General features: G+C 67.2%; 22 protein-coding genes. 16 read left to right on the plus strand and 6 right to left on the minus strand.

The genetic code is table 11. The features are described from left to right. From qcrB to ctaE, 4 genes are read right to left on the minus strand one after another with little or no spacing between them, the layout of a single operon-like run. Nucleotides 1-1,815, minus strand: coding sequence for a cytochrome bc1 complex cytochrome b subunit (gene qcrB / locus KZC52_RS00455; RefSeq protein WP_247622111.1), 1,815 nt, complete (start codon nucleotides 1,813-1,815; stop codon nucleotides 1-3). Continuing rightward, a complete protein-coding gene (gene qcrA, locus KZC52_RS00460; RefSeq protein ID WP_247622112.1) occupies nucleotides 1,812-2,888 on the minus strand; it encodes a cytochrome bc1 complex Rieske iron-sulfur subunit in 1,077 nt (358 codons plus the stop codon). The genes qcrB and qcrA overlap by 4 nt, the downstream gene beginning before the upstream one ends. Before the next feature lie 36 nt (nucleotides 2,889-2,924). Then, a complete protein-coding gene (gene qcrC / locus KZC52_RS00465) occupies nucleotides 2,925-3,725 on the minus strand; it encodes a cytochrome bc1 complex diheme cytochrome c subunit (protein WP_247622113.1) in 801 nt (266 codons plus the stop codon). A gap of 20 nt (nucleotides 3,726-3,745) precedes the next feature. Next, a complete protein-coding gene (gene ctaE, locus KZC52_RS00470) occupies nucleotides 3,746-4,399 on the minus strand; it encodes an aa3-type cytochrome oxidase subunit III (RefSeq protein ID WP_440748432.1) in 654 nt (217 codons plus the stop codon). A gap of 192 nt (nucleotides 4,400-4,591) precedes the next feature. Between ctaE and trpD the strand changes: the two genes are divergently transcribed. After that, the gene (gene trpD / locus KZC52_RS00475; RefSeq protein WP_247622114.1) at nucleotides 4,592-5,656 is read left to right on the plus strand and encodes an anthranilate phosphoribosyltransferase; all 1,065 of its coding nucleotides are present in this window, start codon (nucleotides 4,592-4,594) and stop codon (nucleotides 5,654-5,656) included. A gap of 8 nt (nucleotides 5,657-5,664) precedes the next feature. Beyond that, nucleotides 5,665-6,651, plus strand: a complete 987-nt coding sequence (locus KZC52_RS00480; RefSeq protein ID WP_247622115.1) for a PHP domain-containing protein — start codon at nucleotides 5,665-5,667, stop codon at nucleotides 6,649-6,651. Between the two features lie 3 nt (nucleotides 6,652-6,654). Here KZC52_RS00480 and KZC52_RS00485 read toward each other — a convergent pair whose 3' ends face one another. Beyond that, nucleotides 6,655-7,590 carry a 5'-3' exonuclease gene (locus KZC52_RS00485; protein WP_247622116.1) on the minus strand — a complete coding sequence of 312 codons (936 nt, stop codon included), beginning with the start codon at nucleotides 7,588-7,590 and terminating at the stop codon, nucleotides 6,655-6,657. Between the two features lie 198 nt (nucleotides 7,591-7,788). Between KZC52_RS00485 and rpsA the strand changes: the two genes are divergently transcribed. The 5 genes from rpsA (at nucleotide 7,789) to KZC52_RS00510 (ending at nucleotide 13,616) form a co-directional block, all read left to right on the plus strand. Then, the gene (rpsA, locus tag KZC52_RS00490; RefSeq protein ID WP_247622117.1) at nucleotides 7,789-9,243 is read left to right on the plus strand and encodes a 30S ribosomal protein S1; all 1,455 of its coding nucleotides are present in this window, start codon (nucleotides 7,789-7,791) and stop codon (nucleotides 9,241-9,243) included. A gap of 79 nt (nucleotides 9,244-9,322) precedes the next feature. Then, the gene (gene coaE / locus KZC52_RS00495; protein WP_247622118.1) at nucleotides 9,323-9,922 is read left to right on the plus strand and encodes a dephospho-CoA kinase; all 600 of its coding nucleotides are present in this window, start codon (nucleotides 9,323-9,325) and stop codon (nucleotides 9,920-9,922) included. Further along, entirely contained in the window at nucleotides 9,919-11,130 is a 1,212-nt protein-coding gene (locus KZC52_RS00500) for an MFS transporter (RefSeq protein ID WP_247622119.1), read from the plus strand. Before coaE ends, KZC52_RS00500 begins: the two co-directional genes overlap by 4 nt. A 61-nt stretch (nucleotides 11,131-11,191) precedes the next feature. Then, nucleotides 11,192-13,264 carry an excinuclease ABC subunit UvrB gene (uvrB, locus tag KZC52_RS00505; RefSeq protein WP_247622120.1) on the plus strand — a complete coding sequence of 691 codons (2,073 nt, stop codon included), beginning with the start codon at nucleotides 11,192-11,194 and terminating at the stop codon, nucleotides 13,262-13,264. 28 nt (nucleotides 13,265-13,292) lie between these two features. Beyond that, the gene (locus KZC52_RS00510) at nucleotides 13,293-13,616 is read left to right on the plus strand and encodes a TfoX/Sxy family protein (protein WP_247622121.1); all 324 of its coding nucleotides are present in this window, start codon (nucleotides 13,293-13,295) and stop codon (nucleotides 13,614-13,616) included. 42 nt (nucleotides 13,617-13,658) lie between these two features. Here KZC52_RS00510 and KZC52_RS00515 read toward each other — a convergent pair whose 3' ends face one another. Continuing rightward, a complete protein-coding gene (locus KZC52_RS00515) occupies nucleotides 13,659-13,901 on the minus strand; it encodes a hypothetical protein (RefSeq protein WP_247622122.1) in 243 nt (80 codons plus the stop codon). Between the two features lie 45 nt (nucleotides 13,902-13,946). Between KZC52_RS00515 and KZC52_RS00520 the strand changes: the two genes are divergently transcribed. The 9 genes from KZC52_RS00520 to tpiA all read left to right on the plus strand — a co-directional run bounded on the left by KZC52_RS00520 (nucleotide 13,947) and on the right by tpiA (nucleotide 25,109). Beyond that, nucleotides 13,947-14,390: a MarR family winged helix-turn-helix transcriptional regulator gene (locus tag KZC52_RS00520; RefSeq protein WP_247622123.1), complete on the plus strand. Its 444-nt coding sequence runs from the start codon at nucleotides 13,947-13,949 to the stop codon at nucleotides 14,388-14,390. Between the two features lie 51 nt (nucleotides 14,391-14,441). Beyond that, nucleotides 14,442-17,330, plus strand: coding sequence for an excinuclease ABC subunit UvrA (uvrA, locus tag KZC52_RS00525; RefSeq protein WP_247622124.1), 2,889 nt, complete (start codon nucleotides 14,442-14,444; stop codon nucleotides 17,328-17,330). Further along, nucleotides 17,330-19,231: an excinuclease ABC subunit UvrC gene (gene uvrC / locus KZC52_RS00530; protein WP_247622125.1), complete on the plus strand. Its 1,902-nt coding sequence runs from the start codon at nucleotides 17,330-17,332 to the stop codon at nucleotides 19,229-19,231. Before uvrA ends, uvrC begins: the two co-directional genes overlap by 1 nt. Nucleotides 19,232-19,264: 33 nt before the next feature. Then, entirely contained in the window at nucleotides 19,265-20,137 is an 873-nt protein-coding gene (gene rapZ, locus KZC52_RS00535; protein WP_247622126.1) for an RNase adapter RapZ, read from the plus strand. Nucleotides 20,138-20,204: 67 nt separating this feature from the next. Beyond that, the gene (gene whiA, locus KZC52_RS00540; RefSeq protein ID WP_247622127.1) at nucleotides 20,205-21,182 is read left to right on the plus strand and encodes a DNA-binding protein WhiA; all 978 of its coding nucleotides are present in this window, start codon (nucleotides 20,205-20,207) and stop codon (nucleotides 21,180-21,182) included. 185 nt (nucleotides 21,183-21,367) lie between these two features. Continuing rightward, entirely contained in the window at nucleotides 21,368-21,994 is a 627-nt protein-coding gene (locus KZC52_RS00545) for a superoxide dismutase (protein WP_247622128.1), read from the plus strand. Between the two features lie 103 nt (nucleotides 21,995-22,097). Further along, the gene (gene gap, locus KZC52_RS00550) at nucleotides 22,098-23,102 is read left to right on the plus strand and encodes a type I glyceraldehyde-3-phosphate dehydrogenase (RefSeq protein WP_247622129.1); all 1,005 of its coding nucleotides are present in this window, start codon (nucleotides 22,098-22,100) and stop codon (nucleotides 23,100-23,102) included. Nucleotides 23,103-23,112: 10 nt separating this feature from the next. After that, entirely contained in the window at nucleotides 23,113-24,327 is a 1,215-nt protein-coding gene (locus KZC52_RS00555; RefSeq protein ID WP_247622130.1) for a phosphoglycerate kinase, read from the plus strand. Further along, the gene (gene tpiA / locus KZC52_RS00560; protein WP_247622131.1) at nucleotides 24,318-25,109 is read left to right on the plus strand and encodes a triose-phosphate isomerase; all 792 of its coding nucleotides are present in this window, start codon (nucleotides 24,318-24,320) and stop codon (nucleotides 25,107-25,109) included. Before KZC52_RS00555 ends, tpiA begins: the two co-directional genes overlap by 10 nt. Nucleotide 25,110: the final 1 nt, after the last annotated feature.

A 25,110-nucleotide genomic window follows, 5' to 3' on the forward strand; every position in this document is an offset into this window, starting at 1 on the left:
TTACTCGCCGTCCTCCGACTTCTTCTTGCGAGGCTTCTTCACGGGCTCGGTCGCGATGACCGTGCTCGGGGTGTTTGGCGTCTCGTCGACGTGGTCCTCGGTCGCCTCGATCGGGGCATCCGGGAATCCGGCGCGCTCGTGAGCTCCCTGGATCTCGGCGACCTCGGTCTCCTCGTTGTGAGCCGTGACGTGGTGCTGGTGTGCATCCGCGGCTGCGACCTCGGCCTGAGTGAGCGGCGCGAGACGGTCCTCGAAGAACCAGCGCGACATCGACGACCGGAGGTTCTCCGTCCACGGGATGCGGCCCTTGGCGTTGGGGCGCACGACGAGCGGCTCGTAGCCGTCGACGTCGATGAGCTTCCACCGGTCGTACTGATCGACCGGCTGGTGCACCTCGATGAACTCGCCACCGGGAAGGCGGACGATGCGACCCGACTCGAAGCCGTGGAGAACGATCTCACGATCCTTCTTCTGCAGCGCGATGCAGATGCGCTTGGTCACGAAGTAACCGAGGATCGGCCCGAGGAACAGCAGCGCCTGGAGCGTGTGGATGACACCCTCCATCGTGAGCATGAAGTGCGTCGCGATGAGGTCCGAAGAGGCTGCAGCCCAGAGCACGGCGTAGAAGATGACGCCGGCCACGCCGATGGCGGTGCGGGTCGCCGCGTTGCGCGGACGCTGCGCGATGTGGTGCTCGCGCTTGTCACCGGTGATCCACGCTTCGATGAAGGGGTAGATCGCGACGGCGACGATGAAGAGTCCGAGCACGGCGACCGGAACGAGGATGCCGAACGACCAGGTGTGGTCGAGGAAGACGACGTCCCAGTTCGAGGGCGCCAGACGCAGCGCGCCGTCCGCGAAGCCGATGTACCAGTCGGGCTGGGTTCCGGCGGACACGGGGGAGGGGTCGTAGGGACCGTAGTTCCAGATCGGGTTGATCTGGAAGAAGGTCGCGATCAGCACGATGGTGCCGAAGACGATGAACAGGTATCCGCCCATCTTCGACATGTACACCGGCATCATCGGGTAGCCCACGACGTTGTCGTTCGTGCGGCCGGGGCCGGCGAACTGCGTGTGCTTGTTGATGATCATGAGCATGAGGTGCACGACGATCAGGGCGATCACCAGCATCGGCAGCAGCAGGATGTGCAGCGAGTACAGGCGCCCGACGATGTCGGTACCGGGGAACTCGCCGCCGAAGAGGAGGAACGAGGTCCAGGTGCCGATGAGCGGGAGGCCCTTGACCATGCCATCGATGATGCGGAGACCGTTACCCGAGAGCAGGTCGTCGGGGAGGGAGTATCCCGTGAAGCCCTCGGCGAGAGCGAGGATGAACAGCACGAAGCCGATCACCCAGTTGAGCTCGCGCGGCTTGCGGAACGCGCCGGTGAAGAATACGCGGAGCATGTGCACGCCGATGCCGGCCACGAAGACCAGGGCGGCCCAGTGGTGGATCTGACGGACGAGCAGACCGCCACGGAGGTCGAACGAGATGTGGAGCGACGACTCGAGGGCCGCGGACATCTCGATGCCGCGCATCGGAGCGTACGCACCGGTGTAGTGGGTCTCGACCATCGACGCCTGGAAGAAGAACGTCAGGAAGGTTCCGGACAGGAACACGACGACGAAGCTCCACAGGGCGATCTCACCCAGCATGAACGACCAGTGGTCGGGGAAGATCTTGCGTCCCAGCTCCTTGACGAAGCCGGAGAGGCTGGTGCGCTCATCGATGTAGTTCGACGCGGCGCCGACGAATCGGCCGCCGAGAGGCGCCTTGGTGTCCTTGTCCTCTTTGGACAGCGTTGCGGTGCTCAATGGCGCTCCCAGAAGCTCGGGCCGACGGGCTCGGTGAAGTCACTGCGAGCGACGAGGTAGCCCTCGTCGTCGACGGTGATGGGCAGCTGAGGCAGCGGGCGCGCGGCCGGTCCGAAGATGACCTTGGCGTGATCCGTCACATCGAACTGCGACTGGTGGCAGGGGCAGAGGAGGTGATGGGTCTGCTGCTCGTAGAGCGCGACCGGGCATCCGACGTGGGTGCACACCTTGGAGTAAGCGACGATGCCGTCGTACGACCAGTCCTTGCGGTCCTCGGCCTCGATCAGCTGCTCGGGGCGCAGACGCATCATCAGCACGATGGCCTTCGCCTTCTCCTCGAGGTAGCCGTCGTGGTGGCTCAGCTCGGCCAGGTCGGCCGGGATCACGTGGAAGGCGGAACCGAGAGTGACGTCGGCGGCGCGGATCGGCGTGCCGTCCGGGTCGCGGACGAGGCGCATTCCCTCTTCCCACATGGTGTGCTTGAGCAGGTGCACCGGGTCGCCCGCGTAGGGGTCCTCCGGGGTGGCATGCGGGGCCAGGCCGCGGAACAGCGTCACGCCGGGGATGATCGACGCGACGAGCGCTGCGAACAGCGAGTTGCGGATCATCGCGCGGCGTCCGAAGCCGGACTCCTCGTTGGCGTCGGAGAACGCCTTGATCGCGGCCTCGCGGGTCGAGTCCTTGCCGCGCGTGGGGTGGCGGTGCTCGATGTGCTCCTTGTCGGACATGAGCGCCTTCGACCAGTGGATCGCTCCGAGGCCGAGGGACAGCAGCGCCAGGGCGATGCCGAGTCCGATGAAGAGGTTGTTCTGACGGATGTCGATGAGAGCGCCGCTCTCGATCGGGAACAGCATGTAAGCGGCGACCGCCCAGATGCTGCCCGCGAGAGACAGGTAGAACAGCGTGTAGACAGTGCGGACCGCGGCCTTCTCCGCGCGCGGGTCCTTGTCGGTCATCCGCTCGCGGTGCGGCGGCAGGCCCGGGTTCTGCACAGGGTCGCTGACTGCGACGCCCAGCCCCGGAGAGGGCTGGTAGGCCCTGTCAAGAGCCTGCGAGTCGTCGTCGTGTGCCATGGTGCTCCTCGTACGTTCCTCTTCGATGATTAAGCGTCAGTTGGACTTCGCCGTGATCCACACGGTGATGGCGACGAGTGCGCCGATGCCGAAGATCCAGACGAACAGGCCCTCCGAGACCGGTCCGAGCGATCCGAGGGAGAACCCGCCGATCTGCACGGACTGCTGCTGGTACAGGAGAGCCGAGATGATGTCGCGCTTGTCTTCGTCCGACAGGTTCATGTCGCCGAAGACGGGCATGTTCTGGGGGCCCGTCACCATCGCCGCGTACATGTGCAGCGCGCTGGTCTCGGTCAGGGCCGGGGCGTACTTGCCCTCGGTGAGCGCTCCACCGGCGGCGGCCACGTTGTGGCACATCGCGCAGTTGACGCGGAAGAGCTCGGCGCCGTGAGCCACGTCGCCCTCACCGTCGAGGATGCGCTCCTCGGGGAAGGTCGGGCCGGGGGCCGTGGACTGCACGAACGACGAGATCGCGAGGATCTGGTCCTCGGTGAACTGCGGCTCCTTCTGGGGAGCCTGCGGTCCCTGCATCTGCAGGGGCATGCGGCCCGTGGAGAGCTGGAACTCGGTGGCGAGCTCGCCGACACCGTAGAGGCTCGGCCCGTTGGGCGTGCCCTGCAGGTCGAGGCCGTGGCAGGTGGCGCAGTTCGCCTGGAACAGCTTCTCGCCGTCCTCGACGGTCAGCGTGGTCGCCGCGGTCTGCGTGTCGGTCGCGGCGAAGGCCGCGGATGCGCCGGCGTACACGGCGCCGGTGATCATCAGGCCTGCTCCGATGAGGGCCGCGGCAGCCAGGGGGCTGCGGCGACCGCCAGAACGGCGCTTCTTCTCTCGTGCCATCTCGGGGATCAGCTCCGCTCTTATTTCAGGAAGTAAATTACGACGAACAGCACGATCCAGACGACATCGACGAAGTGCCAGTAGTAGGACACCACGATCGAGGAGGTCGCCTCCTTGTGCCGGAAGTTCTTGACGGCGAACGCGCGTCCGATGACGAGCAGGAACGCGACGAGCCCGCCCGTCACGTGCAGTGCGTGGAAGCCGGTGGTCAGGTAGAACGCGGAAGCGTACGAGTCGGCGCTGATGGGCATTCCCTCGGCGACGAGCTGGGCGTACTCCCAGACCTGACCCGAGACGAAGACCGCGCCGAGGGCGAAGGTGAGGAAGAACCACTCGACCATGCCCCAGCCGAACAGGCGTCGACGGCCCGCACCGTTCTTCTGGCCCTTGCCGATCTTGTAGGCCTGGAGGTCCTCGGCTGCGAAGACGCCCATCTGGCAGGTGAACGACGAGAGCACGAGGATCGCGGTGTTCACGAATGCGAACGGCACGTTCAGCAGTTCGGTCCGGTCGGCCCAGAGTTCGGGGGAGGTGCTTCGGAGCGTGAAGTAGATCGCGAAGAGTCCCGCGAAGAACATCACTTCACTGCCGAGCCACACAATGGTGCCGACAGCTACCGGGTTGGGCCGCTTGATGGTTCTCGCCGCCGGGGCATACGTCGCTGAGGTCGTCACCGTTCCATTATGGCCGATTCCCGGGGGTGATTCTTGCACCCGGACACCTCGTTTCGCCAGCTTTTCACTTAGGTAACCCTAAGAAAACACTGCGAATCGTCGGTGAATCCGCGGGAAATCGCGGGTGCTCCGGCCGTCGGCATCCGTGACAGACGAGATGCACGTTTTCTCGGCGCCGATAGGATCGCACACATGGCTGAATCCCTGACCTGGTCCGATGTGCTCACCACTCTCCTGGAGCGTCGCGACCTCAGCGTCTGGGAGTCGACGTGGGCCATGCGTCAGATCATGCGGGGCGATGTCAGCGAGGCGCAACTGGCGGGATTCCTCATCGCATTGCGTGCGAAGGGCGAGACGATCGACGAGATCGTCGGTTTCCGCGATGCGATCCTCGAAGCGGCCGTCCCGCTCCCGGTGTCGCCGGACGTCCTCGACATCGTCGGCACGGGTGGGGACCGCGTCGGCACCGTGAACGTCTCGACGACCGCGGCCATCATCATCGGTGCGATGGGCATCCCGGTCGTGAAGCACGGCAACAGGGCGGCGAGTTCGGCGTCCGGCTCCTCCGATGTGCTCGGCGCTCTCGGGCTCGAGCTCACGCTCGATCCGGCCGCCGTGGCGTCCATCCTCGACCGCACGGGGATCACCTTCGCCTGGGCGGGTGCCTTCCACCCCGGTTTCAAGCACGCGGGAGCCGTGCGATCGCAGCTCGGCGTGCCCACCGTGTTCAACATGCTCGGCCCTCTCTGCAATCCAGCTCGCGCCGAGGCGAACGCCGTGGGCGTGGCGCAGCTCGAGCGCGTGCCCCTGATCACCGGAGTGTTCCGCACGCGCGGCGCCACCGCGCTGGTCTTCCGCGGCGATGACGGACTCGACGAACTCACCACCACCGGCCACAGCCGGATCTGGGAGGTCACCCGAGGAGATGTGCACGAGCACGATCTGGATCCGCGGGACCTCGGCATCCCGCTCGCCGAACTCTCGGACCTTCTCGGAGGGGCGCCGGAGCACAACGCGACCATCCTGCGTCGCACGCTCGAGGGGGAGCGGGGAGCGGTGCGCGACATCGTGCTGCTGAACGCTGCAGCGGGCATCGTCGCCTTCGAGCTCTCCCAGGACGCGGCTCAGGTGCAGCGTCCGATCCTCGAACGCCTGCGCAGCGCGTACGAGCGTGCGGCCGCCGCGATCGACGATGGGCGGGCGCTGTCGAAGCTCGACGAGTGGATCGGCGTGAGCCGGGAGCTCGCCGCCGGCTGAGGCGCATCATGGAACCGGTCGCCGCACTGCTCGAGATCGCTTCGCTGCTCGAGCGCGAGCGGGCGTCGAGATATCGGGCCAAGGCCTTCCGACAGGCAGCCGCGGTCTTCGAGTCGTTGCCCGCGGACGTGCGCACAGATCCGAACCGGCTCCGCGCGGCCCCGGGGATCGGTGCGTCTACCTTCTCGGTGATCCGTCAGGCGCAGGAGGGCATGGTCCCCGACTATCTGGTCGAGCTCCGTGGCGACGTGGAGCCGGAGCGCATCTCCGACCTGCGGCGGAAGCTGCGCGGCGATCTCCACGCGCACACCGACTGGTCGGACGGGACGACGTCGATCGCGGTGATGGCGGCCGCAGCGCGCGCACAGGGCCACGAGTATCAGGCGATCACCGATCATTCGCCGCGCCTGCGAGTGGCACGCGGGCTCTCGGCGGAGCGATTGCGCGAGCAGATCCCTCTCGTCCGGGCCGAGTCCGGCGACGGCTTCACGCTCCTGGCCGGCATCGAGGTCGACATCCTCGACGACGGCGTGCTCGACCAGGAGGACGGGCTTCTCGGCGATCTGGACATCGTCGTCGCGTCCGTGCACTCGAAGTTGCGGATGGATGCCCGCTCCATGACCCGTCGGATGCTCGCAGCGGTGGCGCACCCGCGGGTGAACGTGCTCGGCCACTGCACGGGACGCCTCGTGCAGGGTGAGCGCGGCACCCGCCCGCCGTCGGAGTTCGACGCGGCCGCCGTGTTCGCGGCGTGCGCCGAGAACGGCGTCGCCGTCGAGATCAACTCCCGCCCGGAGCGTCAGGATCCTCCGGACGAGCTGATCGCGCTCGCTCTCGAAGCCGGATGCCTCTTCTCGATCGACTCGGATGCGCACGCCCCCGGTCAGCTGTCGCTTCTCGACCACGGCGCCGAGCGAGCGGAGCGCGCGGGGGTGCCGGCATCCCGGATCGTGACGACCTGGGGGCTCGAGCGTCTGCTCGCGTGGGCGGAATGAGGGTCAGGCGGAACCGGTGACCTTCTCGATCGCGGCGATCGCGCGGTTCATCGAGGAGGTCAGATTCCACTTCGCGGCGAGAGAATCGGCCGCGTCGCGGGCGACGTCGTCGAACGGATGCAGCGGCGTGCCCGGCGCGGAGATGTCGAGTCCGGTGGCCACCGCGACGACCGTGGGGGCGACGTCGAGGTAGTCGCTCGCCGCGAGGATCTTCGCGCGGACGCCGGCGCTCATCCCCTCGCCCGCGTCGGCCGCCGCACGGATGCCGTCGAGATCGGCATGGGTCTGGAGGAGCGTCGCCGCGGTCTTCTCGCCGACGCCGGCGACGCCGGGAAGGCCGTCCGAGGCGTCGCCGCGCATCGTCGCGAAGTCGGCGTACTGGCTGGGGAGTACTCCGTACTTGGCGACGACGGTCGCGTCGGTCACGATCTCGAGGTTGCTCATGCCGCGGGCGGTGTAGATCACGCGGACGTCGCTCGCGTCGTCGACGAGTTGGAAGAGGTCGCGATCCCCGGTGACGATGTCGACCGGAAGGGCGGATGCCGTGGCGAGCGTGCCGATCACGTCATCGGCCTCGTGCGCCGCGACGCCGATGATGGGGATGTCGAGAGCCGCGAGCGTCTGACGGATGAGAGGGATCTGCGCCTCGAGCGGATCGGGCACCTCTTCGACGTCCGGGGCGTCCGCGACGACCTCGACGACGCGGTGACCCTTGTAGCTGGGAATGAGGTCGACGCGCCACTGCGGACGCCAGTCGTCGTCCCAGCAGGCGATGACCTGGGTGGGCTCGTAGAGCGTGACGAGCTTCGCGACGATGTCGAGCAACCCACGGGCCGCGTTGATGGGGGAGCCGTCCGGTGCGGTGACCTTGTCAGGCACCCCGTAGAACGCACGGAAGTAGAGGCTGGCGGTATCGAGCAGCATCAGGCGATCGGTCACGGGGACAGTCTCGCACGGGCATCCGACGCCCGAGCCCCCGCAGCATCCCGAGATCTGGTAATCTGAAGCGTCACTCGTGGCGTGCATACGCATGCTCTCGTGACGATCAATCCAATCCAATCGCTGTGAAGCAGGATATCGGCCGTGCGCGGTCGCTGTTCACGGCCTGAGTTTCCATTCACAAGGACAACCCACTACATGACTACCGCAACGACCGCCCCGGCCACCAAGCAGGTCGCCATCAACGACATCGGATCTGCTGAGGACTTCCTGGCCGCGGTCGAGAAGACCCTGAAGTTCTTCAACGATGGCGACATCATCGAGGGCACGATCGTCAAGATCGACCGCGACGAGGTCCTCCTCGATGTGGGCTACAAGACCGAGGGTGTCATCCCCTCGCGCGAGCTCTCCATCAAGCACGACGTCGACCCCAACGAGGTCGTCGCCGTCGGCGACCTGGTCGAGGCCCTCGTCCTCCAGAAGGAGGACAAGGAAGGCCGTCTGATCCTCTCCAAGAAGCGTGCGCAGTACGAGCGCGCCTGGGGAGACGTCGAGAAGATCAAGGAGAACGACGGCGTCGTCACCGGCACCGTCATCGAGGTCGTCAAGGGTGGCCTCATCGTCGACATCGGCCTCCGTGGCTTCCTCCCGGCTTCGCTCATCGAGCTCCGCCGCGTCCGCGACCTCACGCCGTACCTCGGCCAGGAGATCGAGGCCAAGATCCTCGAGCTCGACAAGAACCGCAACAACGTCGTGCTCAGCCGCCGCGCGCTGCTTGAGCAGACGCAGTCGGAGTCGCGCACCACGTTCCTGAACAACCTCCACAAGGGCCAGGTCCGCAAGGGTGTCGTCTCGTCGATCGTCAACTTCGGTGCGTTCGTCGACCTGGGCGGCGTGGACGGCCTCGTGCACGTCTCCGAGCTGTCCTGGAAGCACATCGAGCACGCCTCCGAGGTCGTCGAGGTCGGCCAGGAGGTCACCGTCGAGATCCTCGAGGTCGACCTCGACCGCGAGCGCGTCTCCCTGTCGCTGAAGGCGACGCAGGAGGACCCGTGGCAGGTCTTCGCCCGTACCCACGCGATCGGTCAGGTCACCCCGGGTAAGGTCACGAAGCTCGTTCCGTTCGGTGCGTTCGTGCGCGTCGCAGACGGCATCGAGGGCCTCGTCCACATCTCCGAGCTCTCCAGCAAGCACGTCGAGCTGGCCGAGCAGGTCGTCTCCGTCGGCGAAGAGGTGTTCGTCAAGGTCATTGACATCGACCTCGAGCGTCGTCGCATTTCGCTGTCGCTGAAGCAGGCCAACGAGTCGGTCGACCCCAACGGCACCGAGTTCGACCCGGCCCTCTACGGAATGGTCGCCGAGTACGACGAGAACGGCGAGTACAAGTACCCGGAGGGCTTCGACGCCGAGACCGGTGCGTGGAAGGAAGGCTTCGACGCCCAGCGCGAGGCATGGGAGCAGGAGTACGCTGCTGCCCAGGCTCGCTGGGAGGCGCACAAGGCTCAGGTCACCAAGGCGGCCGAGGCCGAGGCGGCGGCCGGCGAGGACTTCGGCGGACAGTCGTTCTCGAGCGAGACCGCTGGTGCGGGCACGCTTGCCGACGACGAGGCTCTCGCGGCTCTCCGCGAGAAGCTCTCGGGTGGCAACGCCTAAGCAGCATCACGTCAGGAACGGGTCGTCACCTTCGGGTGGCGGCCCGTTCCGCGTTCTCCCGCGTGACAGGATGGAGACCATGCCCCTCATCGCGCTCACCGGCGGCATCGCGTCCGGGAAGTCGACCATCGCCCGACGGCTCGCCTCGCACGGTGCGATCCTCGTCGATGCGGATCAGATCGTGCGTGACGTCCAAGCGCCGGGGAGTCCCGTGCTCCGTCGGATCGCCGCGGAGTTCGGTGACGGCATCATCGCCGACGACGGGTCGCTGGACCGCCCGGCGTTGGGTGCGCAGGTCTTCGGAGACCCCGAGCGGCTTCGCGCCCTGAACGCGATCGTGCACCCGGCCGTTCGCGCCGAGTCCCAGCGGCGCTTCGAAGAGGCTTTCGCAGCCGATGAGGACGCGGTCGTCGTCTACGACGTCCCGCTCCTGGTGGAGGCGCGCGTCGACGACCCCTGGGACCTCATCGTCGTGGCGCACGCTCCCGAGACGGAGAGGCTGCGTCGCCTCGTCGAGATCCGCGGAATGGACCCGAAGTCGGCGAAGGAGCGCATCGACGCCCAGGTGTCCGACGATCAGCGTCTCGCGATCGCCGACGCGGTGATCGACACGTCCGGATCTCTCGACGAGACCGAAGCCCGCACCGACGCCCTATGGGAGCGGATCCGCGCGCGGTGAGCGAACCGTTCACCGGCCATGCTCCGGGATCACGGGAGTATCGCCGACTGATCATCGGGCTCTTCTTCGCCGGCGTCGCGACATTCGCCCAGCTCTACGCCACCCAGGCCGTCCTTCCGCAGATCGCCTCCGACCTCCGGATCGGACCGGCATCGGCGGCCCTGAGCGTGTCCGCCGCAACGCTCGGGCTGGCGGCGGCCGTCGTCCCCTGGTCGATGGTCGCCGATCGGATCGGACGGATCCCCGCGATGGCGACGGGGGTGATCATCGCCACCGTGCTCGGCATCTGCGCGCCGCTGAGCGACGGCATCCTCCCGCTGCTGATCCTGCGGCTGGGGGAGGGCATCGCGCTGGGCGCCGTGCCCGCCGTCGCCCTCGCCTACCTGAGCGAAGAGGTCCGCTCCTCGCACGCGGCGGCGGCCGCGGGCAGCTACATCGCGGGCACCACGCTCGGCGGGCTGACGGGGCGCCTCGTGGCCGGCGGCATCGGAGAGGCGGGCGGGTGGCGTGCGGGGGTCTGGGGCGTCGCCGCGGTCTGCATCGTCTGCGCCGTTCTGTTCCTCTGGCTCACGCCGCGCGCCCGCGGCTTCCTTCCTGCGGCGCGAGGCGGCGGCCCGGGGATCCTCGCGCGACTTCTGCGTCCGCTGCGTTCCGCGCCACAGCTCGCCCTCTACGCGCAGGGTTTCCTTCTGATGGGTGCCTTCGTCGCGGTCTACAACTATCTCGGCTTCCATCTCGCGGCTCCACCGTTCCTGCTCCCGGCCTGGCTGGTGACCCTGCTGTTCGTTGCCTACCTCGCCGGCACGGTCTCCTCGCCCTGGGCGGGATCGCTCGCCAGCAGGTTCGGACGCTACCCCGTGCTGCTGGTCTCGATCGGCGTCACCGCGTCGGGCGCGGTACTCCTGGCGATGCCGACCACGGGACTGGTGCTCACCGGACTCGTGCTGTTCACCGCCGGGTTCTTCGGTGCCCATGCGATCGCCTCCGGGTGGGTGCCGACGGATGCCGATCCGGCGGTGCGCGCGCAGGCGTCGTCGCTCTACTATTTCGGCTACTACGCCGGATCGAGCCTGTTCGGATGGATCCTCGGTCTCGTCTTCGGAGGGCTGGGATGGGAGTGGTTCATCGCCGGCATCCTCGCGATGTGCGCCGCATCCGCGGCGATCGCGGCGCTCGCTCTGCACGCGTCTCCTTCCGGAAGAGTGTGAGAGCCGTTCGCCCGAAGGGGAAGCGGGCCCCGATGTCGGTGGCCCCGCCTACGCTGGACGTATGGAACCCACCCGTAGCGTTCGCCCGTTCGAGGTCATCAGCGAATACGCGCCCGCCGGTGATCAGCCCCAGGCCATCGCCGAGCTCGCCGCGCGCATCAACGCCGGGGAGACGGACGTCGTGCTGCTGGGGGCGACGGGTACGGGAAAATCGGCGACGACCGCATGGCTCGTCGAGCAGGTGCAGCGCCCCACTCTGGTCCTCGCGCACAACAAGACGCTCGCGGCTCAGCTCGCGAACGAGTTCCGCGAGCTCATGCCGAACAACGCGGTCGAGTACTTCGTCTCCTACTACGACTACTACCAGCCCGAAGCGTACGTCCCGCAGACCGACACCTTCATCGAGAAGGACTCGTCCATCAACGCCGAGGTCGAACGGCTGCGGCACTCGACGACGAACTCGTTGCTCAGCCGCCGCGACGTCGTGGTGGTGTCGACCGTTTCCTGCATCTACGGACTCGGTGCTCCCGAGGAGTACCTCCGTGCGATGGTCGCCCTGCAGGTGGGGGAGCGGTACGACCGGGACGCGCTCATCCGCCAGTTCATCGCGATGCAGTACAACCGCAACGACGTCGACTTCTCGCGGGGCAACTTCCGCGTGCGGGGCGACACGATCGAGATCATCCCCGTCTACGAGGAGCACGCGATCCGCATCGAACTCTTCGGTGACGAGATCGAAGCGTTGTACTCCCTCCACCCGCTCACCGGCGAGGTGATCGAGAAGCTCGACGCCGTGCCGATCTTCCCCGCGTCGCACTACGTCGCGGGAACCGATGTGATCCAGCGCTCGATCGGCACGATCGAGACAGAGCTGGAAGAGCGCCTCGCCGAGTTCGAGAAGCAGGGGAAGCTGCTCGAGGCGCAGCGGTTGCGCATGCGCACCACCTTCGATCTCGAGATGCTGCAGCAGCTCGGATTCTGCTCGGGCATCGAGAACTACTCGCGCCACATGGACGGTCGCGCTCCGGGGGAGCCGCCGCACACGCTGCTCGACTTCTTCCCGGACGACTTCCTCCTCGTCATCGACGAGTCGCACGTCACCGTGCCCCAGATCGGTGCGATGTACGAGGGTGACGCCTCGCGCAAGCGCACGCTCGTCGACCACGGATTCCGTCTGCCGAGTGCGATGGACAACCGTCCGCTCCGATGGGACGAGTTCAAGAACCGCATCGGGCAGACCGTCTACCTCTCCGCGACGCCCGGGAAGTACGAGATGGGGATCGCCGACGGGATCGTCGAGCAGATCATCCGCCCGACGGGCCTGGTCGATCCCGAGATCATCGTGAAGCCCTCGAAGGGGCAGATCGACGACCTGCTCGAGGAGATCCGTCTGCGCGTCGAGCGCGATGAGCGCATCCTCGTCACGACCCTCACGAAGAAGATGGCCGAGGAGCTGACGGACTTCCTCGGCGAGCACGGGGTTCGCGTCCGCTACCTGCACTCCGATGTCGATACTCTGCGTCGTGTCGAGCTGCTGAGCGAGCTGCGTTCCGGGGTGTACGACGTGCTGGTCGGAATCAACCTCCTGCGTGAGGGCCTCGATCTCCCCGAGGTCTCGCTCGTGGCGATCCTCGATGCCGACAAAGAGGGCTTCCTGCGTTCCGGGACGTCGCTCATCCAGACGATCGGGCGTGCGGCGCGAAACGTGTCGGGCGAGGTCCACATGTACGCCGACAAGATGACCGACTCGATGGCGAAGGCGATCGAGGAGACCGATCGTCGTCGCGAGAAGCAGGTCGCGTACAACAAGGAGCACGGGATCGACCCGCAGCCGCTGCGGAAGAAAATCGCCGACATCACCGCCGTTCTGGCACGCGAGGGGGCGGACACCGCCGAGCTGATGTCGGGGAGGGGGCGTGCGACGGGCAAGGGCAAGTCGCCCACGCCGAACCTCCGACGTACGGGGATCGCCGCGGAGGGAGCACAGCAGCTGGAGGCGACGATCCAAGACCTCTCGGATCAGATGCTGGCGGCTGCCGCCGAGCTCAAGTTCGAGCTGGCAGGGCGACTCCGCGACGAGGTGCAGGACCTCAAGAAGGAACTGCGCGCCATGGAGCGGGCCGGTCACGCCTGAGGGCGTTCGGAAGGTGAAGGCGGCGCGGATGGATGCTGCGGGCGAAGAACTCGCCGATCGGATTCGCGCGATCGTCGCGCCCGCATCCGGCATCGAGGAGCGGAGGATGTTCGGGACCCGAGCATTCCTGCTCGATGGCCGGATCCTCGCGGGGGCCCGGCCGGGAGGCGTGCTGCTGATCAAGGTCGCAGCCGAAGACGAGGCAGTGCTACTCCTGCGCGAGGGAGCCGAGCGCGCCGTGATGGGCCCGCGGACCATGAGCGCGCGATGGATCGACGTCGCCCCATCCGCGATCGCCGACGATGACGGACTGCTGTTCTGGATCGATGCGGCGCGGGCCGGAGCCGACTGAGGCGCGTCGACCGTTCGCGCCGGCCGCAGGCGCTTCCTCGGCTCAGGGGCAGTGGATGAGGGGCTTGGGTCCGGACCGGTCGATTTCGTGCGCCGTCATCGGCGCTCCGCACAGGGGGCACGCGCGCTCGGCGCGCTCTGCGGCGCTCGGCGGGGGCGTCTTCTCGTAGGGGCCGACGGACGCCGGTCCGGCGAAGCGGATGAGGTTGGTGTTCACCCAGGCGTACAGCCCTCCCGCCTCGCGAATGCGCGTGCGCAGGGGAGCCCGTTCCGGATCATGTGCCATGTTGATTAGTGTACTAACGATTAGGGCAGTTGTATAGTTGGCCGGATGAACGCATCCGACGAACTCCTCCGGCTCGAGAACCAGCTGTGCTTCGCGCTGGTGACCGCGGCGCGCAACGTCGTGGCGATCTACCGACCGATCCTCGAGCCGCTGGGGCTGACCCACCCGCAGTACCTGGTGATGCTGGCGCTCTGGGAACGATCGCCTCGCACCCTGAACGATCTCGCCGCCGATCTCGCGATGGAGCCGGCCACGGCGTCGCCGCTGGTCAAGCGACTGGAGTCCGACGGGCTCGTCGCGCGGGAGCGCAGCGCGGAGGACGAGCGGCGTCTCGACATCACCCTCACCGATGCGGGGCGCGCTCTGCGCGAGCGGGCGCTGGAGGTGCCGCCGCAGGTGATGTCCGCGGTCGGGATGGACGTGCACGAAGTGTCGGCGCTCCGTGACGGGCTGGGGCCGTTCGCGGGGCGGCGCCTCGGAGGCGCCTGAGCATCCAGGCCCTGCGGAGCCAATGTCGGTGGCCCCTCGTAGACTTGTCCGGTGCCTATCGTCCCCGTCGCCACCCCCGGAAAACTCAGTGTTCGCGGTTCCCGCGTGCACAATCTCAAGAACGTCGACATCGACATTCCCCGTGACTCGCTCGTCGTGTTCACCGGCCTGTCCGGGTCCGGCAAGTCCAGTCTCGCGTTCGACACGATCTTCGCAGAGGGGCAGCGCCGTTACGTCGAGTCGTTGAGCGCCTACGCGCGCCAGTTCCTCGGTCAGGTCGACAGGCCCGACGTCGATTTCATCGAGGGGCTGAGTCCGGCGGTGTCGATCGACCAGAAGTCGACCAACCGGAACCCGCGCTCGACGGTCGGCACGATCACCGAGATCTACGACTACATGCGACTGCTCTGGGCACGCATCGGCATTCCTCACTGCCCCGAGTGCGGCGAGAAGATCCAGCGGCAGACCGTGCAGCAGATCGCCGATCAGCTCATGGAGCTGCCCGAGCGTACCCGCTACCAGATCGTCGCTCCGATCGTGTCGCAGAAGAAGGGCGAGTTCGTCGACCTCTTCCGCGAGCTCGGCGCCAAGGGATACTCCCGTGCGATCGTCGACGGCGATCTCATCCAGCTCGCCGAGCCGCCCACCCTCAAGAAGAGCTACAAGCACGACATCGCCGTGGTCGTCGACCGCCTCGTCGCGTCGGATGACATCCTCGGGCGCGTGACGGATTCCGTCGAGACGGCTCTGGGCCTTGCCGGAGGCGTCGTCCAGGTCAATTTCGTCGACGAAGAGGGCGACGACGCGTGGCAGTCCTTCTCCGAGAAACTCGCCTGCCCGAACGGGCACCCGCTCAGCCTGACCGAGATCGAGCCCCGCACCTTCTCGTTCAACGCACCGTTCGGCGCGTGCCCCGCGTGCTCCGGTCTAGGTACGCGCATGTCGGTCGATGTCGACCTGATGCTCGGCGACGAGGATCTCTCGATCCGCGAAGGCGTCATCATCCCCTGGACGACGCAGGGCAAGGGTCTCTTCCAGTACTACGAGCGTCTGCTCGAAGGCCTGTCCCGCGATCTCGACTTCTCGCTCGACACCCCCTGGCGCGAGCTCCACTCCGACATCCAGGACGCGGTGCTGCGCGGCGAGAACTACAAGGTCACCGTCAAGTGGAAGAACCGGTACGGGCGCGAGATGCGGTACGCCTCCGGGTTCGAGGGCGTCGTCCCTTACATCGAGCGGCAGTACCTGCAGGCCGAGTCCGACACGCAGCGCGGTCGGTGGGGCGAGTACCTCCGCGAGGTGCCGTGCCCCGTCTGCGACGGCGATCGCTTGAAGCCGGAGGTCCTCGCGGTCCAGGTGCAGGGCCACTCCATCGCCGAGGTCTCGCACCTCAGCCTGAGCGATGCGCAGTCCTTCATGCAGACGCTGACCCTCACGGAGCGAGAGGCGAAGATCGCCGCTCAGGTCCTGCGCGAGATCCGTCTGCGACTCGATTTCCTGCTTCAGGTGGGGCTCTCGTACCTCAACCTGAGCAGGTCCGCCGGCTCTCTCTCCGGCGGTGAGGCGCAGCGCATCCGGTTGGCGACGCAGATCGGATCGGGTCTGACCGGTGTGCTCTACGTGCTCGACGAGCCGTCCATCGGTCTCCACCAGCGCGACAACCGGCGTCTGATCAACACCCTGCTCAAGCTGCGCGACCTGGGCAACACGCTCATCGTGGTGGAGCACGATGAGGAGACGATCGAGGCGGCCGACTGGGTGGTCGACATCGGCCCGGGAGCCGGTGTCAACGGTGGCGAGGTCGTGCACTCGGGTCCCTATGAGGCTCTGCTCGACGACCGATCGTCGATGACGGGGGAGTACCTCTCCGGTCGTCGTGAGATCCCGACACCGACCAAGCGGCGCAAACTCGACCGCAAGCGCATGCTCAACGTGATCGGGGCTCGCGAGAACAACCTCAAGAACGTCGATGCGAGCTTCCCGCTGGGTGTCCTCACGGCTGTCACCGGCGTCAGCGGCTCGGGCAAGTCGTCGCTGGTCAACGACATCCTCTACCAGGTGCTCGCGTCCCGGCTGAACGGTGCCCGCACCGTGCCCGGCAAGCACACCCGCGTGACCGGTCTCGACAATCTCGACAAGGTGGTGCATGTCGATCAGGCACCGATCGGACGCACGCCGCGCTCGAACCCGGCGACCTACACGGGTGTGTTCGACCGCATCCGTTCGCTCTTCAGCGAGACCCCCGAGGCCAAGGTGCGCGGCTACCAGCCGGGTCGCTTCAGCTTCAACGTCAAGGGCGGCCGCTGCGAGGCGTGCTCCGGTGACGGCACGTTCAAGATCGAGATGAACTTCCTCCCCGACGTGTACGTGGACTGCGAGGTGTGCCACGGCAAGCGGTACAACCGCGACACGCTCGCCGTGCACTACAAGGGGAAGAACATCGCCGAGGTCCTCGAGATGCCGATCGAAGAGGCCGCGGAGTTCTTCGAGCCCATCCAGGCGATCCACCGCTACATGAAGACCTTGGTCGACGTGGGACTCGGATACGTGCGCCTGGGCCAGTCGGCCACGACGCTCTCGGGCGGAGAGGCGCAGCGCGTGAAACTCGCCACCGAGCTCCAGCGTCGCAGCAACGGTCGAAGCATCTACGTGCTCGACGAGCCGACCACCGGTCTGCACTTCGAAGACGTGCGCAAGCTCCTCGAGGTGCTGAACGGACTCGTCGACAAGGGCAACACCGTGATCGTCATCGAGCACAACCTCGACGTCATCAAGTCCGCCGACTGGGTCATCGACCTCGGTCCCGAGGGTGGTTCCGGCGGTGGCGAGATCCTGGCGACGGGCACCCCGGAGCAGATCGCCCGGGTGGAGGAGAGTCACACCGGGCAGTTCCTCGCCGAGATCCTCGGGGATGGGCGCGCCGCGCGCAAGGCCAGCTGATGGCCGATGTGCTTCCGTACAAGCCGCGGCCGGGAGAGATCCCGACCGATCCCGGTGTGTACCGTTTTCGTGACGCCGATGGGCGGGTGCTCTACGTCGGGAAGGCGAAGAACCTCCGCCAGCGGCTCTCGAACTACTTCGCGCCGTTGCGCACGCTCCATGAGCGCACACGGCGCATGGTCACGACCGCCTCCTCGGTCGAATGGACGGTCGTCTCGACCGATGTGGACTCACTGCAGCTCGAGTACATGTGGATCAAGGAGTTCGATCCGCCGTTCAACGTCCGCTACAAGGACGACAAGTCCTACCCGTTCATGGCGGTGACCCTCGGCGACGAGGCGCCGCGCGTGCTCGTCACCCGAAATCGCAGGATTCCGGGGGCGCGGTACTTCGGCCCGTATCCGAAGGTCTGGGCGGTGCACGAGACGATCGACCTGATGATCAAGGCGTTTCCGATCCGAACCTGCAGCGACGCGAGTTACAAGCGCGCCATGCAGACGGGACGCCCCTGTTTCCCCGGGCAGATCGGCAAGTGCGGCGGGCCGTGCTCGATGACGGTGACCATCGAGGAGCACCGCGCGATGGTGAACGACTTCGTGGCGTTCATGGCCGGAGGCGACGAGCGATTCACTCGCGACCTCCGCAAGCGGATGCTCGATGCCTCCGCGGCCATGGACTACGAAGCGGCGGCCAAGTACCGCGACAAGCTCTCCGCGATCGAGGCGGTGCTCGGGAAGAGCGCCCTCGTGCTGGCATCCGATGAGGACGCCGACCTCTTCGGCATCGCAGAGGACGAGCTCGCCGCGGCGGTTCAGCACTTCGTGATCCGTGGGGGTCGTGTGCGCGGCGTCCGGGCGATGACGATCGAGAAGGAGATCGACATCTCGGGTGCCGAGTTGGTCGATCAGGTGCTCCAGCGCGCCTACGGGGATGCCGCCGACGTGCCACGGCGGATCCTGGTGCCCTCGCTGCCGGATGACGCACCCGAGATGGAGGAATGGCTCCGCGAGCGTCGCGGCAAGAAGGTCGAGATCGCCGTCGCCCAGCGTGGCCAGCGCGCGGATCTCATGCGCACCGCCACGCTGAACGCGCAGCAAGCCCTCATCCGCTACAAGACGCGGCGCACCAGCGACTACGTGGCCCGAACACAGGCGCTCACCGACCTGCAGGAAGCTCTCGGCATGGACGAGGCTCCGCTGCGCATCGAGTGCTTCGACATCTCGCATCTGGGCGGGACGAACGTCGTAGCCTCGATGGTGGTCTTCGAAGACGGCCTCCCGCGCAAGGACCAGTACCGCTCCTTCGGCATCGCCGAGACCACGGACGACACCGATTCGATGTACCAGGTCCTGCGCCGTCGGCTGGCGTATCTCGACCGCCCGGACCCGGTCGTCGTGAGCGACCCGCTGCTCGACGGGGTGGAGGGAGAGGCCGAGGGCGAGCCCGGTCGCAAGAAGCCTCGCTTCGCCTATCGGCCGCAGTTGCTCCTCGTCGACGGCGGCAAACCCCAGGTCGAAGCGGCCGCGCGTGCCCTGCGCGACGCGGGGCACCCGGAGATCAGCGTGTGCGGCATCGCGAAGCGCCTCGAGGAGGTCTGGCTTCCCGGCGAGGATTTCCCCGTGATCCTCCCGCGCACGAGCGAGGCGCTCTACCTGCTCCAGCGCCTGCGCGACGAGGCGCATCGGTTCGCGATCGTCCATCAGCGCAAGAAGCGCCGCAACGACATCACCACGGTGCTCGCCGAGGTCCCCGGGCTCGGCGCCGCCCGCATCAAGGTGCTGCTCAAGCACTTCGGATCCGTGACGGCCCTGCGGGCGGCCGAGCCGGGACAGATCGAGGAGGTGCAGGGCATCGGACCGGTGCTGGCGCAGAACATCCACACGCACCTCGCCACTCGATAGGCTGGTGTCCCAGGCGAAAGGGATGAGCGAGAGATGACCGAGTCCGAGAAGGGCGAGTTCCTCATCGTCACAGGCATGTCCGGTGCAGGCCGGACGACGGTGGCGAACGCCCTCGAAGACCTCGGCTGGTATGTCGTCGACAATCTCCCGCCGCAGATCCTCCGACCGCTGATCGACCTCACCGACATGGGCGGGGATGCCCTGCCCAAGGTCGCAGCCGTCGTCGACGTGCGCGGACGCAGCCTCTTCGACGACTTCCCGGAGGTCGCGCGCCTGCTCCGCTCGCGCGGCTCCGTGCGGGTGCTGTTCCTCGAAGCGTCCGATGACGTGCTCGTCCGGCGCTTCGAAGCCGTCCGCCGGCCGCACCCGCTCCAGAACGACGGCACGCTCCTCGACGGCATCCGGCGCGAACGCGCCCGACTCGCGCCGATCCACGAGTCCGCCGACATGGTGATCGATACCTCGACACTGAACATCCACCAGTTGGCGACACAGGTCTCGGAGCTGTTCTCCGAAGAGGGGCAGGCTCGTCATCGCGTGACGCTGCTCAGTTTCGGGTTCAAGTACGGCCTGCCGACCGACGTCGATCTCGTGGCCGATATGCGATTCCTGCCGAACCCGTTCTGGAACGAGGAGTTGCGCGGTCTCACCGGGCAGGACGAGCCCGTGCGCGAGTACGTGCTGTCTCGCGAGGGGGCGGGGGAGTTCCTCGAGGCCTACGCTGCGGCTCTCACTCCGGTGCTCGAGGGGTATCAGCGCGAGAACAAGAGCCACTCCACCATCGCGATCGGCTGCACCGGAGGCAAGCACCGCTCCGTCGCCATGTCGGAGGAGCTCGCTCGGCGTCTCGCGGCGATCCCCGGGGTGGCCGTCAACGTCCGTCATCGCGACCTCGGGCGCGAGTAGGGGAGCGCCCAGCCGGTAAGCTGGACGTTTGCGTCGCGACCCGACGCGTGAACGTAGAAGGAGCCCCGTGGCACTCACCACCGACGTCAAGGCCGAGCTGGTCAGCATCCGAAATGCACCCCCGACGGTGCGAGTCGCGGAGGTGACCGCCATCCTGCGGTTCGCCGGCGGCCTGCACTCGATCGCCGGCCGGGTGGCCGTCGAAGCGGAAGTGGATGCCGAGACCCTCGCGCGTCGCGTGGCCCGGGATCTCGCTGAGATCTACGGTGTTCGTCCCGAGATCGCCCAGGTGCAGTCCAGCACCGCCAATGAGGGCGCCCGATGGGCCGTGCGCGTCATCGACTCGGGGGAGACCCTCGCCCGTCAGACCGGTCTCCTGGACCAGCGTCGTCGTCCGGTGCGTGGACTCCCGAACCGCCTGACCACCGGTTCGCGCTCGGAGCTCGCCGGTCTCTGGCGCGGGGCGTTCCTCGCCGCGGGCTCGCTCAGCGAACCCGGTCGCTCCGCCATGCTCGAAGTCGTCTGCCCGTCGTCGGAGGCCGCGATGGCGCTCGTCGGTGCCGCGCATCGCCTGGGCGTCGCCGCGAAGGCCCGTGAAGTCCGCGGAATGCCGCGCGTGGTCGTGCGCGAGGGCGAGGCGATCCGTGCCATCCTCAGCGAGATGGGTGCCCACCGCACCGCGGTGGCCTGGGAGGAACTGCGCCAGCGCCGCGAGGTGCGCGCCGGCGTCAACCGTCTCGTCAACTTCGACGACGCGAACCTGCGTCGTTCGGCGCAGGCCGCCGTCGCCGCCTGCGCGCGCGTCGAGCGCGCGCTCCAGATCCTCGCCGACGAGGTCCCCGACCACCTCCGCGTGGCGGGGGAGCTGCGTCTCGCACACCGCGATGCGAGTCTCGACGAACTCGGACACCATGCCGATCCGCCGCTGACGAAGGATGCCGTCGCCGGTCGCATCCGTCGTCTTCTGGCGATGGCCGACAAGAAGGCGCAGCACGACGGGATCCCCGGGACCGAGGCGGCGGTGCCCGCCGGGCTCGACGTCTGACCCGTTCCTCGCACACAAGAGAGCCGGCCCTGTCAAGGGTCGGCTCTCTTCGTCATTCAGTGGAAGGATCCGATGCCGTCGGGCGTTGGCGTCAGTAGGATGAGTTACGTCCGCTCCTCGCCGCATCTCGGCGGCGCGGAGGATCGGCAAGCGCCGCGGCGCGGCGCGGATTGGATGAAAGCGATATGGCGACCTACACGCTCCCCGACCTCCCCTACGACTTCGCAGCTCTCGAGCCGCACATCAGTGGAAAGATCATGGAGCTGCACCATGACAAGCACCACCAGGCGTACGTGACCGGTGCGAACACCGCGCTCGAGCAGCTCGCCGAGGCGCGCGACAGCGGAAACCTCGCGAACGTCAACAAGCTCGAGAAGGACCTCGCGTTCAACCTCGGTGGGCACGTCAACCACTCGATCTTCTGGACCAACCTCTCGCCGAACGGTGGCGGCCAGCCCGAGGGCGAGCTGAAGGCTGCGATCGACGAGTACTTCGGTTCGTTCGAGAAGTTCCAGGCTCACTTCACGGCGGCGGCCACCGGCATCCAGGGTTCCGGCTGGGCCGTGCTGAGCTGGGACCCGATCGGCGCCCGCCTGATCATCCAGCAGCTGTTCGACCAGCAGGCGAACACCGCGCAGGGCACCGTGCCGCTGTTCCAGCTCGACATGTGGGAGCACGCCTTCTACCTCGACTACCTCAACGTGAAGGCCGACTACGTCAAGGCCGCGTGGAACATCGCCAACTGGGAGAACGTCGCCCAGCGCTTCGAGGTGGCCCGCGAGAAGACCGCTGGCCTGCTGGTACTGTCGTAAACAAGACGGGCGTCCCGACGGACGATTCGCCCGTCGGGACGCCGTTGTCCACGCTTCTCTAGTAGAAACCGCGCGCAAGCGCACGAGAAATCAGGAGACCTGAGTGTCTGTCAAGATCGGTATCAACGGCTTCGGCCGTATCGGACGCAACTACTTCCGCGCGGCTCTCGCGCAGGGAGCAGACATCGAAATCGTCGCGGTCAACGACCTCACCGACAACAAGACCCTGGCGCACCTGCTGAAGTACGACTCGATCACCGGTCGCCTCGACGCCGAGGTGAGCTACGACGAGAACAGCATCACCGTCAACGGCAACGTCATCAAGGCTTTCGCCGAGCGCGACCCCGCCAACCTCCCGTGGGGCGAGCTGGGTGTCGACATCGTCATCGAGTCGACCGGCTTCTTCACCAAGGCGGAGCTCGCGAAGAAGCACATCGACGCCGGCGCCAAGAAGGTTCTCATCTCGGCTCCCGCCACGGGCGACGACGCGACCATCGTGATGGGCGTGAACGAGGACACCTACAACCCGGCGACCGACCACATCATCTCGAACGCCTCCTGCACCACGAACTGCCTCGCGCCGCTCGCCAAGGTGTTCAACGACGCGTTCGGCATCGAGACCGGCCTCATGACGACGGTCCACGCCTACACGGCCGACCAGAACCTGCAGGACGGCCCGCACAGCGACCTGCGCCGTGCTCGCGCGGCAGCGATCAACATCGTCCCGACCTCCACGGGTGCGGCGAAGGCCATCGGCCTGGTCCTCCCGGAGCTCAAGGGCAAGCTCGACGGCTTCGCGCTGCGCGTGCCGGTGCCGACCGGCTCGATCACCGACCTCACGATCACGACCAAGACCCCGGTCACGGTCGACGAGATCAAGGCCGCGTACAAGGCTGCCGCCGAGGGCCCCCTCAAGGGCATCCTCAAGTACACGGAGGACGAGATCGTCTCGAGCGACATCGTCACCGACCCGCACTCGTCGATCTTCGACGCCGGCCTGCTCCGCGTCATCGGCAACCAGGTCAAGCTCTCCAGCTGGTACGACAACGAGTGGGGCTACTCCAACCGTCTCGTCGACCTGACCGAGTACGTGGCAGAGCGTCTCTGAGCATCGCCCCGTGACTCTGCGCACCCTGGACTCACTGGGTTCGCTCGAGGGCAAGCGCGTCATCGTCCGTTGTGACCTGAACGTCCCCCTGCGGGACGGGGTCATAACGGACGATGGCCGTGTACGCGCCTCGTTGCCGACCCTCAACGCCCTCATCAACGCCGGCGCCCGCGTCGTCGTGTGCTCGCACCTCGGACGCCCCGACGGCGCGCCCGACCCCCAGTACAGCCTCGAGCCGGTCGCTCAGCGACTGTCCGAGCTGCTCGGCAAGCCGGTCGCCTTCGCGCGTGACACGGTCGGCGAGTCCGCGAAGGATGCCGTGGAGTCGCTCGAGAACGGCGACGTCGTCGTGATCGAGAACCTGCGTTTCAACCCGGGGGAGACCTCGAAGGACGACGCGACCCGTGCTGCGTTCGCGGCCGAGCTGGCGGAGCTGGGCGACGTCCTCGTCTCCGACGGCTTCGGTGTCGTGCACCGCAAGCAGGCGAGCGTCTACGACCTCGCAGAGATCCTGCCCTCGGCCGCCGGTCTGCTGATCGCGACCGAGCTCGACGTGCTCGATCGCCTCACGGAAAACCCCGAGCGCCCGTACGCGGTCGTGCTCGGCGGGTCGAAGGTCAGCGACAAGCTGGGCGTCATCTCGCACCTGCTGCCGCGCGTCGATCGGATCCTCGTCGGTGGCGGCATGCTGTTCACCTTCCTCAAGGCGCAGGGCCACGACGTGGCCTCGAGTCTTCTGGAAGAAGATCAGCTCGATACCGTACGCGGCTACATCGCCGAGGCCGAGAAGCGCGGCGTGGAGCTCGTGCTCCCGACCGACGTGGTCGTGGCTGCCTCGTTCTCCGCAGACGCGGCGCACGAGATCACGGCCGCCGATGCGATCGAGTCGACGGCGTTCGGTTCGTCGGGCATCGGCCTCGACATCGGTCCCGAGACCGCCGCACGGTTCGCGGAGGTCATCCGGGGATCGAAGACGGTGTTCTGGAACGGCCCGATGGGCGTGTTCGAGTTCCCCGCTTTCGCGAACGGTACGAAGACCGTCGCGCAGGCGTTGACCGAGGTGGACGGACTCAGCGTGGTCGGTGGGGGAGACTCCGCCGCGGCCGTGCGGCAGCTCGGATTCGCCGATGACCGCTTCGGCCACATCTCGACCGGCGGCGGCGCCAGCCTCGAGTTCCTCGAGGGAAAGAAACTACCCGGCCTGGAGGTGCTCGGATGGGCCTGAACGCCCGTACCCCGCTGATCGCGGGAAACTGGAAGATGAACCTCGACCACCTGCAGGCGGTCGCGTTCGTGCAGAAGCTGCACTGGACGCTGAAGGACGCCAAGCACGAGGATGGCTCCGTGGAGGTCGCGGTGTTCCCGCCCTTCACCGACATCCGCAGCGTGCAGACGCTGATCGACGCCGACAAGATCCCGTTCGCCCTGGGTGCGCAGGACGTCTCGGCTCACGACTCGGGTGCGTACACCGGTGAGATCTCCGGTGCGTTCCTCGCCAAGCTGGATGCGAAGTACGTCATCCTCGGCCACTCGGAGCGTCGTGAGTACCACGCTGAGACCGACGAGGTCGTCGCGGCCAAGGTGCAGGCGACGCTCAAGCACGGTCTGGTGCCGGTGATCTGCGTCGGCGAGACCGCGGAGGACCTCGAGAAGTTCGGGGCCAGCGCCGTTCCGGCCGGTCAGCTCGAGGTCGCGCTGCAGAACGTGCCGGCATCCGCCGACATCGTCGTGGCATATGAGCCCGTCTGGGCCATCGGCTCCGGACAGGCCGCGACGCCGCAGCAGGCGCAGGATGTCTGCGCCGCGCTGCGCGGTGTCATCGCGAAGGTCCTCGGCGACGATGCGGCCGCCCGCACGCGCATCCTCTACGGCGGTTCGGTGAAGTCCGCGAACATCGCGAGCTTCATGCGCGAGCCCGACGTCGATGGTGCACTGGTCGGCGGCGCGAGCCTCGTCGTGGACGAGTTCGCTGCGATCATCCGCTTCGAGAAGCACGTCGGAGTGTGAG

It is taken from the genome of Microbacterium galbinum, assembly GCF_023091225.1.
In the GTDB taxonomy this organism is placed as follows: domain Bacteria; phylum Actinomycetota; class Actinomycetes; order Actinomycetales; family Microbacteriaceae; genus Microbacterium; species Microbacterium galbinum.